Origin of the sequence: Thalassospira xianhensis MCCC 1A02616, assembly GCF_003326475.1 — a bacterium.
Taxonomy (GTDB): Bacteria; Pseudomonadota; Alphaproteobacteria; order Rhodospirillales; family Thalassospiraceae; genus Thalassospira; species Thalassospira xianhensis.
Genome location: NZ_JPWA01000035.1, coordinates 12423 through 23496, shown reverse-complemented (window position 1 = coordinate 23496; position 11074 = coordinate 12423). Strand labels below are relative to the sequence as shown.

Annotated in this window: 11 protein-coding genes; 8 read left to right on the top strand and 3 right to left on the bottom strand. The window is 54.8% G+C overall.

What is annotated here, in order from left to right:
- Window positions 1-81 precede the first annotated feature (81 nt).
- Window positions 82-996 (bottom strand): CAF17-like 4Fe-4S cluster assembly/insertion protein YgfZ, encoded by a 915-nt coding sequence (ygfZ, locus tag TH5_RS20770; RefSeq protein ID WP_114123472.1) that lies wholly within the window; start codon window positions 994-996, stop codon window positions 82-84.
- A 160-nt stretch (window positions 997-1156) separates the two neighbouring features.
- Here ygfZ and TH5_RS20765 point away from each other — a divergent pair, with 160 nt between their 5' ends.
- The 7 genes from TH5_RS20765 (at window position 1157) to TH5_RS20735 (ending at window position 8081) form a co-directional block, all read left to right on the top strand.
- The gene (locus TH5_RS20765; protein WP_244204993.1) at window positions 1157-2185 is read left to right on the top strand and encodes a glycosyltransferase; all 1029 of its coding nucleotides are present in this window, start codon (window positions 1157-1159) and stop codon (window positions 2183-2185) included.
- 3 nt (window positions 2186-2188) lie between these two features.
- On the top strand, window positions 2189-3133 hold the full coding sequence (locus TH5_RS20760; RefSeq protein WP_114123470.1) for a glycosyltransferase family 9 protein: 945 nt from the start codon (window positions 2189-2191) through the stop codon (window positions 3131-3133).
- Between the two features lie 27 nt (window positions 3134-3160).
- The gene (locus TH5_RS20755; protein WP_114123469.1) at window positions 3161-4093 is read left to right on the top strand and encodes a glycosyltransferase; all 933 of its coding nucleotides are present in this window, start codon (window positions 3161-3163) and stop codon (window positions 4091-4093) included.
- Window positions 4094-4219: 126 nt separating this feature from the next.
- Window positions 4220-4495, top strand: a complete 276-nt coding sequence (locus TH5_RS20750) for a hypothetical protein (RefSeq protein ID WP_062958414.1) — start codon at window positions 4220-4222, stop codon at window positions 4493-4495.
- 58 nt (window positions 4496-4553) lie between these two features.
- Complete coding sequence (locus TH5_RS20745; RefSeq protein ID WP_114123468.1) at window positions 4554-4934, top strand: YkvA family protein; 381 nt, start codon at window positions 4554-4556, stop codon at window positions 4932-4934.
- A gap of 92 nt (window positions 4935-5026) precedes the next feature.
- The gene (gene acuI, locus TH5_RS20740; RefSeq protein ID WP_114123467.1) at window positions 5027-6025 is read left to right on the top strand and encodes an acrylyl-CoA reductase (NADPH); all 999 of its coding nucleotides are present in this window, start codon (window positions 5027-5029) and stop codon (window positions 6023-6025) included.
- A 97-nt stretch (window positions 6026-6122) separates the two neighbouring features.
- Entirely contained in the window at window positions 6123-8081 is a 1959-nt protein-coding gene (locus TH5_RS20735; RefSeq protein WP_244204992.1) for a response regulator, read from the top strand.
- A gap of 53 nt (window positions 8082-8134) precedes the next feature.
- On the opposite strand, the gene TH5_RS20730 is transcribed toward TH5_RS20735, so the two are convergent.
- Entirely contained in the window at window positions 8135-8788 is a 654-nt protein-coding gene (locus TH5_RS20730) for a response regulator (RefSeq protein WP_062953309.1), read from the bottom strand.
- Between the two features lie 286 nt (window positions 8789-9074).
- On the bottom strand, window positions 9075-9830 hold the full coding sequence (locus tag TH5_RS20725; protein WP_244204991.1) for a putative metalloprotease CJM1_0395 family protein: 756 nt from the start codon (window positions 9828-9830) through the stop codon (window positions 9075-9077).
- 198 nt (window positions 9831-10028) lie between these two features.
- On the opposite strand from TH5_RS20725, the gene TH5_RS20720 reads away from it, so the two are divergent.
- Window positions 10029-11060: an NAD-dependent epimerase gene (locus TH5_RS20720; protein WP_114123465.1), complete on the top strand. Its 1032-nt coding sequence runs from the start codon at window positions 10029-10031 to the stop codon at window positions 11058-11060.
- Window positions 11061-11074 lie beyond the last annotated feature (14 nt).

Here is an 11074-nt window from a genome sequence, read left to right as displayed (position 1 = left end):
GCTGACAGGCAGTACTGATAAAGCAAACGGCGGCAGAATTTCTGCCGCCGTTTGTGTTTGATGAAGCTGATGATTGGCTTATCAGGCTGCCGTTTCCGGCAGATTGACCCAGTCGGGAATGTGGACCAAAACTTTGGCATCACCCGCCGTCAGGTCGGCATCATCGCCGATCCGTTCCAGCCGGATCAGGGCAAGGCCCGCATTGCCATGGATGCTGCGGATGGTGCCGGCTTCCTTGTCGCCATTCATGATCAGGGTGCCAATTTCCGGGGCCGGGCCGGTGATCGTGATCGGCAGCAGGCGTTTGCGAACCAGCCCGCGATATTTGGTGCGCGCGGTCAGTTCCTGCCCCATATAGCAGCCTTTTTTGAAATCAACGCCGCCCAGTTCCTCGAACCCGTTTTCAAGCAGGATGGCGCGGTCGATTTCCATTTCCTCGCTGCCATTGGGCAGGCCCAGCAGGACGCGGTGCTGATGATAGGTGTTCTCATCGCTTTCGGTGGCACCGATGGCAGCCATTTGTGCCAGTTCGTTCTTGGGCAGTAACACGCGCGCGCCCATCGCACTCAGGCGCGGATCGACGGCCTTGATCCCGTCGGCAAACGGTGCCGTGGCACCCGGCGTATCGGGCAGATCAAGAGCGCTCAGGGCACCATCGCCGAAAACGGCAACGACGTCATAGCTTTCGGTGACGTCGGACAGTTCTGCCTTGGCGCGCAATTTATACATGCGCAGTTTTTTGAATAGTTCGGCTGCGCGCGCACCATCTTCGCCGCGTTCGCATTCAATCAGAAGGCTGTCCTCGTCCTGCTGATAGACAAAGAAATCAAACAGGAACTTGCCCTGCGGCGTCAGAAGCGCGCCATAGCCGGAATGATCAGCCGTGATTTTTTCGATATTGTTCGACACCAGCCCCTGAAGGAAGCTGATGCGATCAGGCCCGCTGACCCGGATAACGGCCCGGTCAGGCAGGGGGGCGTATAAAGTCTCACTCATAATTCTTATGGCTCCGGTTTATCGGAATTGTTGGCCGAAATGTGGGGCAATGGGGGGCATTTGGCAAGGGGTGGTTTGGCAAAGGCAAAAGCAACCCACCACAAGAAAAGCCTTCATAAATTGCGCGGGAACCGATAGAACGCAATGTATGAAAATATTGATGCTCGACCGTTCCATCGGCTTTGATCCCAAGGATCGTGAAGCCCGCCCGCTGGGATCGCGCCAACGCGGATTTATCGCGCTGGCCGAGGCCCTTGTTGCCCGTGGCCACAAGGTAGAAGCCCGCCGGAATGGTGGCATCGACCTTGATCATCATGGCGCTGCATGGCGTCAGCTTGACAGTGCCATGCCGCCCTTTGGTGGCGACCCGGTGGATCGGGTTCTGGTGTGGCGCGATGCGGAGCTGCTGCGTCATCCCTCAATCCCCGAAGGTAGCGATTGCTGGCTTTGGTTTGATGGCATGGCATCCGATCTGAATGCGGATAAGGCGCGTCTGGCGTTGCTTGAAACCGGCGCGCAGGTGATCTTTACCCACGAGGATCAGGGCAAGGCGTTTGATGGCGATACCGCCAAACGCCCGATTGTGATCGCACCGGGCGCCTGCCCGGCCTTTGCCATGGCGTCAAACATGCACTGGGCATTCGAAAGCCGCGAAGATCTTGCGGTGACGGTCGCCAACAGCAAAACCGGCATTGCCCAGATCATCCGCATCTGGTCGGCTTATGTCGCGCCCAAGGTGCCCGGTGCCATTCTGGAAATCTATGCTTCCGACCTGTTCTCGGCGATGGCGGGCGAAAATGACGATGTTTCCGAAGAACTCGTCGATATGGTGCGCGATAACATCGACAAGGGTGTCCGCGTCTGCCACCCGATGCCCGAGGCCGACATGGCCGAACGTATTGCAACCGCGCGTGCCTTCCTGCATCACGGCAAATACGGCAATGATCAGGTCGGGCAATGGATTTACGATGCGCTGGCGGCGGCAACACCGGTTGTGTCCTATGGCGGCATTGCCAAAACGCGGGTTGAAAATGGCAAGACCGGCTATATCGTTCCCGATGAAACCGCCTATGGCAATCTGGTGATGCAGTTGCTGGCCGACCGGCAGATTTTTGCCAGCCAGTCCGAAGCGGCCCGCAACAGCCGTCGTGAATGGCTTAATGTCGCTGGCGAGCTGGAGAAACTTTAAACCGTGCGGTTACTGTTCATCACCTCGAACCGGCTCGGCGATGCCGTTCTTTCGACATCGGTGCTGCGCCACTATGTCGAAACCTATCCTGGCATCAAGGTAACGGTTGCCTGCGGCCCGGTCGCCGCCCCGATTTTTGAATCGGTGCCGGGGCTTGAACGCCTCATCGAAATGCCAAAGCAGAAACGCGGCGGGCATTGGTGGAAGCTTTGGAAATCGGTCGCGTTTCGCTGGTGGGACATCATCGTCGACCTGCGCGGCAGTGCCACGGCCTATGTGCTTCCGGGCTGGAAACGGGTGGTGCTCAAAGGCAACGACGACAGCGTCCACCGGGTAGAGCAGCTTGCACGTCTGATCGGTGTTGATCGTCCTCTAAATCCCAAAATCTGGCTTGATCCGATACATGTGAAACGGGCTCAGGAAATTCTTTCCTCTTTTGCCGGGCGACCGCTTCTTGTGGTTGGCCCGACGGCAAACTGGGGCGGGAAGATGTGGCCGATTGATCGTTTTCAGGACCTTGTCGGGCGGCTGACGTCCTTGGCTGGGCCTTTGCCGGATGCGTATGTTTTGCTGGTTGGCGCACCTTCTGAAATCGAGAAGGCGCAGGAACTGATTTCATCCATTGCGGATGATCGGAGGACTGTTGTTTTTGGAACCGAGCATTTATTGACCGTGCAAGCCTGTCTGGAGAAGGCGGATCTTTATATCGGTAATGATTCCGGCTTGATGCATATGGCGGCTGCTTCCGGTTCTCCCACCGTGGGGCTTTTTGGTCCATCCCGACCGGAAAACTATGCGCCATATGGTAAGAAGACAGCTTATGTCTGCACGGATCGCAACTATGATCAGATTTTGGCTGACGGTGTCGACTGGAAATCTCAGAAGTCTTTGATGACGGACCTGTCTGTTGACAAAGTTTTTGAATTTTCATGTAAGTTTTTAAAATAAATTATCGGTTTGTTTAAGCGGGGAAGCATGCGGATCGCCATCGTTTCAGGTTCCGACAAAAACTATTTTCCTTTGTTGATCGAAATGGTGCATTCGGTCAGGCAATTCTCTGTCGACCGAAATATCGACATCTGCGTGATGGATGCGGGTTTGGCTGAATCCCAGAGGGAAGAACTGTCACCGCTGGTGAACCAGCTCGTTATCCCCGATTGGCCCGAAGGCATTTCGGAAGAAAAATCAAAGGGCAAGGAATACCTCAAGGCGTGTATTTGCCGCCCCTTCATCCCCGAGATATTCCCCGGATATGACGTATATCTGTGGATGGATTGTGATACCTGGGTTCAGGACTGGTCATCTGTAGAGATGTTCATTCGATCCGCGGCGAAAGGCGACCGTCTGGCGATCACGAACGGAGCGGATCGATCCTATCCAAAGCCGATCCGTATTTCGTGGCTTGGAAGATGGCCCCGAAAAATAGGCAGCTTCTATAACGCCAATGGCAAAAAGGCGTTTGGCTGGGCGACGGCCAAGAAAATGATTCCCCATTATGTGCTGTCTGCGGCGACATTCGCGATTGCGGCAAAGGCACCACACTGGAAACGCTGGCAGGAAGTTATTGTTGAAGCTGCCATGAAGGGAAAGATGTTTCCGGCCGAACAGTTATCTTTGGGAAAGATCATTCACATTGAAGGATATAAGGCCGAATACCTGCCGGCCTATGCAATGTGGCAATGCCAGCACAAGCCATTCTGGGATGCAGAGAAATCGGTTTTTGTCGAGCCCAACGAACCGCATACGACTATCGGAATAATGCACCTGTCAGGTGTCGACGATATTCGGGCCGACAGAAACGTGAAAACAGAGATCGAAACGACCGGTGGGGACACCGTGTCGGTCAATTATCGTTATCCATCGTTTGCAGGTGAGAAGCTAAGTATTGCCAAGCCTCAAAGAGTTTGAGCGCAGGGGCTTCAGGCCCTGACGAACAGGTCGTACCGGATTTCTTTGGTCAACCGGGAACAAATCACACGCTGGCGCATTTGCTGTGCATGTGACTTTTGTTCCAACTGTACCCGGACCAGACCAATGATCCGTGCTGATAATATGACAATGTTGTTTGTTTTGTTGTTTGCCATCGCGATTGCATGGCTTCAGGTGTCGGTAGAGGATCAGCGGGCCAGGGCCATGCTTGTGCCGGTTCCCGACTATGGAAGCGGTCTTGAAGTCTATGCCATACGGCATAATCCGTCGCAGGCAGCCTCTTGCGGCAGCATGTGCGGGGCGTTTGATCTGACCAAGGCCGCCGGGTTTGAAAGTGGCTATATGCAGGCCAGCTTGCCGGAAAGCACTGCGCGTCGCTGACATTTTCCCTGCAAGCTGTCAGAATGGTTGCGTAACGGGTCATTTTCCGGAGTATCCCATGGCCAAGGCATCCGTCTGGGCGATCATCCCCAATCTTTTACGCAGCCTGTTTCGGTCCGATGTGCCGATACGCAGCAAGATTTTGCTGGTGATGGGGATTGTCTATCTCGTCAGTCCGATTGATCTTTTGCCCGATGTGATTGCCGGGATCGGATGGATTGACGATCTGGTTATTGTGCCGTTGCTTGGCTGGCTTTCCTATCGCAGTCTGCCGCCACCCATAAAGGAAGGCATGGCAACCGATAGTCCCGACAGTGCCAATAATCCAGCAACCTCGCGCAAATGGCTTTATCTGGTGGTTCTGATCGTTGTTCTGATCGGTATCGGACTGCTGACAGGGCCCGATGAATCCTTCCTGAAAAATCCATCCGGCGGTTAAGAGCAAAGCACTACCTTTGCGTCTTTGACAGCCTTTGCCATCGAGCATTAATCTTCTTTCCCGGTCACGTAACGAAAAACGGGGAAGCAACCATGAAAAAGGCGTTCCGCGGGCTGGTTCTAACCCAGCAGGATAAAACGGTTCTGGCCGGTTTTCAGGATATCGCGATTGAAGACCTGCCCGAGGGCGAGGTTCTTGTCCGGGTTGACTGGTCGACCCTGAATTACAAGGACGGCATGATCCTGAACGGGCTTGGCCGTCTTGTCCGGCAATATCCGCATGTGCCTGGCGTTGATTTTGCCGGCGAAGTGATTTCATCGGATGATCCGCGTTATGCCTCCGGCGATCAGGTCATCCTGACCGGATGGCGGGTCGGCGAAGCACATTGGGGCGGATATGCCCAATATGCCCGCGTCAACGCGGATTGGCTGGTGCCAATGCCAGATGGACTTGATGGCGCACACGCCATGGCCATCGGTACCGCAGGCTTTACATCCATGCTGGCGGTCATGGCACTGGAAGAGCAGGGGCTGTCCCCCGATCAGGATGGTGAAGTCCTTGTTACCGGGGCTGCAGGCGGTGTCGGGTCGGTTGCGGTCAGCATTCTGGCAAATCTTGGCTATCGCGTTGCGGCGTCGACTGGCCGGGCTGACACATATGATTATCTGCGTGGACTTGGTGCAACGTCGATTATTGATCGCGCGGCGTTAACGGATGCCAGCAAACCATTGCTGCGCGAGCGCTGGCTTGGCGCGATTGACAGTGTCGGAAGCACGACACTGGCCCATGTTTTATCTGAAATGAAGTATCATGGTGTCGTTGCCGCCTGCGGGCTGGCAGGCGGGCCGGATTTGCCTGCAACGGTTATTCCGTTTCTGCTGCGCGGGGTCCGGTTGATCGGAATTGATTCCGTGATGTGCCCCTATGAAAAGCGCGTCACAGCCTGGAAACGTCTGGCACAGGAGTTGCCGATGGCGCAACTCGATACTGTGACAACAAAGGTCGGGCTTCGCGATATCCTGCCATGGGGCGAAAAAATCCTCAAAGGGCAGGTCAGGGGGCGGTTGCTGATTGATGTGCAGGATTGCTAGTCGGCGCAAATAAATGCAGAATCCGACTGAACCCGGCCGTTGACGATGATGTGTTGGCGGTGCTTGTCAAAGTACTGAAATGAATGGGCCGCGCCTTATGACCGAAAACCGGTTTCGTATCCTTCTGGTCGAAGATAATCCCGGCGATGCCTTTCTTGTAAAGACATTGCTGGAGGAAACCGGTGAACGGTTCGAAATCGAACACCGATCCGACCTCGCCTCGGCCATGGCGTTGCTGAATGATGTGTCGCCGGACGGGGCGTTTGATGTTGTTCTGCTCGACCTGACCCTGCCGGATTCATCGGGGGTCGAAACCATTCGCCGCATTCGAAGTTGTGCCAACAGTGCCCCGGTCGTTGTTCTGACCGGGCATAAGGATGAGGAACTGGCGTTTGAAGCCCTTCAGCACGGCGCAGAAGATTATCTGACCAAGGAATTCCCCGACGGCCGAACCATTCGGCGGTCAATCCGTTATGCGATTGAACGTTCGCGGGCCGAACAGGCGCTAAAGGAAAGCGAGGAACGGTATCGCAAGCTGGTGGAGCTTGCGCCCGAACTGATTTCCGTGCTGAGCGGAGAAGAAATCGCCTATATCAATCAGCAGGGTGTTTCCATTCTGCACGGCAGCGACAGTTCGGAACTGGTTGGACGCAGCTTTATGGAAATGGTCCATCCCGATAGCCGCGAAATCATGGGCGAATATATTGCGCGCTATGCCGGTGGTTATACCGGGCGGGCTGATTTCGTTATCATGTGCCGTCGGGGCGACGGGGAGAATGTGGAGCTTGAGGTTTCTGCCATTGCCTTCACCCATGAAGGGGCTCCGGCGATGCTGATGCTTGCCGAGGATGTGACGGAAAAGCGCAAGATCGAAAGGCAGCTGGTTCAGACATCGAAGCTTGCGACACTTGGTGAAATGGCCGCATCCGTGGCGCATGAAATGAACCAGCCGCTTAACGTTATCCGGATGGCGGCCGATACCTGCGCGCTGCAATATGAACTTGAAAAGGTTCAACCCTCGTTCCAGCGAGAGCGATTGTCCCTGATCAGCGGTCAGACCCGGCGCATGGCCGAAATTATTAGGCATTTGCAGATTTACAGTCGCCCGGACGAAGATGATTTCGAGCTTTTCGATCCCATGCGCGCGGTTACCCGTGCTGTTGACATGGTGGAACATGATTGCCGTCTGGCGGGGATTGTCGTCGATGTTGTTCCTGCTGCGGAAAACTGTCAGGTCCTTGGCCGTCAGGTGCAACTGGAACAGGTTCTGGTCAATATGCTGACCAATGCCCGCGATGCGATCACGGAAAATGGCGATGATGCCGGTGGTATTGGTGGATTGATTCGTTTGACCGCGATGCTGGATGCGGATCAGGAAGTGTTGCGGATTGCGATAAATGATAATGGCGGCGGGGTCCCGGAAGACGCCATCGGTCTTATTTTCCACCCGTTTTTCACAACCAAGGATGTTGGCAAGGGAACCGGGCTTGGGCTTTCGGTCAGCTATGGCATTGTCGAGGGTATGGGCGGACATATTGATGTTCGCAACGAAGGTGATGGTGCCTGTTTCGAAATCGTATTGCCGGCAGTTCATATCGGTGAAAATGCCGGCAACGACGTTGACGATCCTGATGATGTGCCGTTGCTGCCGCAGCAGGAAAGGCTTCCTGAAACCCGATCCCGAAATTTGCGCATCATGGTTGTCGATGACGAAATTGACGCGATGGAAATTATCGCGGCCTATCTGGAAGCACAGGGATTTTCCGTTTCCGCGGCAAGTGATGGCGAGGATGCCCTGGCAATGGCCGGTGTGGTCCAGCCCGATATTCTCATTACCGATATCCGGATGCCCCAGATGGATGGAAACAGTCTGGTTCGCGCCCTTCGGGAACGCAATCCTGCCTTGCCGGTCATCGTTATGACCGGCCATCCCGGAGACGCCGATCGCCCGGTCGAGGACGGGGACGACGCACCGGTGATGGTAATGTCAAAGCCGCTTGATCTGAAAGAGCTTCTGGCCACGCTTGACGAAATTTCCGAAGTCGTGGCCGGTTAAAACAAAACCCGGCCACTGGCCGGGTTCTGGAAGCTTCAGGATATGTTGGAAGATCAAGCTTCCCAGCCAAGCTGCATGGCAATTTTCACTGCCTGCGTGCGGTTGGCGGCACCGAGCTTTTTGAAAATACCGGTCAGGTGAACCTTAACCGTGATTTCGCGTACCGTAAGCTGCTTGGCGATTTCCTTGTTCGACAGACCTTTGGTCAGCAGCGCCAGGACTTCGCGTTCACGGTTGGTAAGCTGACGCAGGGGGTTGTCCGGTGCCAGACCATCCAGATCAATCTCACCCGGGCGGCTATTGCTGCCATCATCTTCGAGCAATGCTGACGGAATGTATTTCTCGCCCGACAGGATCAGGCGAAGCGCATTGATCAGCGATTTGCCAGACAGCGTTTTGGGCAGATAACCCGACGCGCCATGTTCAAGTGCATTGAGCACATCACTGCGTTTGACCGAGCCCGACAGGATGACAACCGGAATTTCCGGATGCTTCTGGCGCATTACGGTTAACCCGGAAAGGCCGTTCATGCCCGGCATGTTGAGATCAAGGATCGTCAGTTCGACCGGCGTGTCGCCATCAACGATGGAAAGTGCCTCGGCAAAATCCTTTGCCTGGGCAATTTCGACTTCCGGGGCTGCCGTTTTCAGAAAGGATGTGATCCCGTCTCTGACGAGGTCGTGGTCGTCCGCTAGCAGGATGTTCATGTTATTGTGCCGTACCCGTTTTTAGCCGTCTCCCGCAAAAGGCGGTACCGGTATCGCGCTCCGAACCCAAGTGATACGGAATCGCGCAAAGTTGTCATCTTCCAAATTTCGCGTCCCCCCGGACGCGAGCGCAGCATTAAATAATTCTGATGTCCTGTCAAACTGCAGGATGGATTTCAGGGGGTGATGCTATCCGTGAGGATAGTATTTGTCAGGAAATGATAAAATGTTTATCGCGTGTTGCATAGTGAAACCGGCTGAATTTTGAAGTCTCTTGCTTTAGAGATCAGGCATAAATCGAAAAAATGTCGTTCGCGTCGTTTTTTGGTTGTCCATAGCCGGGGATCGGATTTTGTTCATCGCTAGTGGTTGTTGCACGATGCAGGCTTGCCTGCCGGAAGGCGGCCATGTCAGCCCCTGATGGAGCATTCGGGGCAAGGGCTGCATTCTGAAGCGTTGCCAAGGCGCGTTCCTTGTCTTCTGCGCTACCCGAAATATTTACCGAGACATCAACGTGCCCGCCAATGGCGTATGCCTTCCCGTCCGGCCCGATCTGATATTCATATTGCGGGGCAGAGCCATATTGACCTGCCGCTGCGGCATGCGCTTTCTCTTCCTGCTTCACGGCAGAATCACGCGCCTGCAATCGCGCAATATCGGCTTTTTCGGCCGCATTCAGATCAGCAGGGTTTTTTGATCCCGCATTGCTGCTTTCGGCCTGCTGATCACTTGCCTCAAGGGCCTCGCGATATTCACTTCGGCTCACACCATTGGCAACGGCCTGCGCTTCGGTCAGGGTTCTGGGATCAACGATGCGTGTGCGAAGCCCGCTACCCGCCGCTTCGCCACCAATGCCATAAGGTCCATTCGACAGGCCGGCTTCCTGACCCCGTCTGACTTCGATCGCGTCATATTCGGCCAAAACGCTGCCATCAGCGGTTTGTGCAATCTCCCTGACATTCAGGACGATGCCCAATCCGCCGCTGGCCGGGTTGGTTATGGCTTGACCGGTCGTAATCATCGGATCGAAACGGTTTTCCATGGTGATGCGAACTCGATACTTAAGGATAGCAGGAAAATTACCGGGAGTCTCGTCCGGTGTCTCTGAGGTCGCCTGTGATGTCTGAGCCGAAGCATGCTGTCTTGCACGGCAAAGCCTGTCCTGTTACAGGAATGCCTGTGCTTTTAGTGCGCCGATATTCTATGGCAGCAACCTTCCAAGACAGGAAAACTGATCGTGATGTCCGACTTTGTCATTCCCGCGAATGAAAAGGTTCTGGTAACCGGGGCTGCCGGTTTTATCGGATCGCACCTTTGCCAGAAACTGCTGGATCAGGGCAGTACGGTGGTCGGTCTGGATAACGTCAACGATTACTATGACGTGTCGCTTAAAGAAGCCCGCCTTGGACGGCTTGAAGGGCGCAACGGCTTCAGGTTTGTCCGCATGAACCTTGAAGATCGCGATGGTATTGCTGATCTGTTCGCGACGGAAAAGCCGACCTATGTCGTTAACCTCGCGGCCCAGGCCGGTGTGCGTTACTCGCTTGAAAATCCGCATGCCTATATTGATGCCAACCTCGTTGGATTTACCAATATCCTTGAAGGCTGCCGTCATAACGGCGTGAAGCATCTTGTCTATGCGTCAAGCAGTTCGGTTTACGGCATGAATACCGAAATGCCGTTTTCGGTGCATCACAATGTCGATCACCCGATCAGCCTGTATGCCGCATCCAAAAAAGCCAATGAACTGATGGCGCATACCTATAGCCATCTGTATCGCTTGCCGACCACGGGCCTGCGTTTCTTTACGGTTTATGGTCCTTGGGGGCGTCCGGATATGGCGCTGTTCCTGTTTACCAAAGCCATTCTGGAAGGCCGCCCGATTGACGTCTTCAACGAAGGTAAAATGCGCCGCGATTTTACCTATATCGATGATATCGTCGAAGGTGTTTATCGCTGCATTTCAACCATCGCGTCGCCAAATCCCGACTGGAACCCGGCCAAGCCGGATCCGGCAACCAGTTCTGCCCCGTATCGGGTGTTCAATATTGGCAACAACAGCCCGGTCGAGCTGATGCATATGATCGGAACGCTCGAAAAGGCACTTGGCAAGACCGCCGAGAAAAACATGCTGCCGATGCAGGCGGGCGATGTTCCGGCGACCTATGCCGATGTTGACGCCCTGACCGATGCCGTCGGTTTCAAGCCGGAAACCTCGATTGAAACCGGCATCGGTCGTTTCGTCGAATGGTACAGGTCCTTTTACGGATAACGCACTCGGTCCGC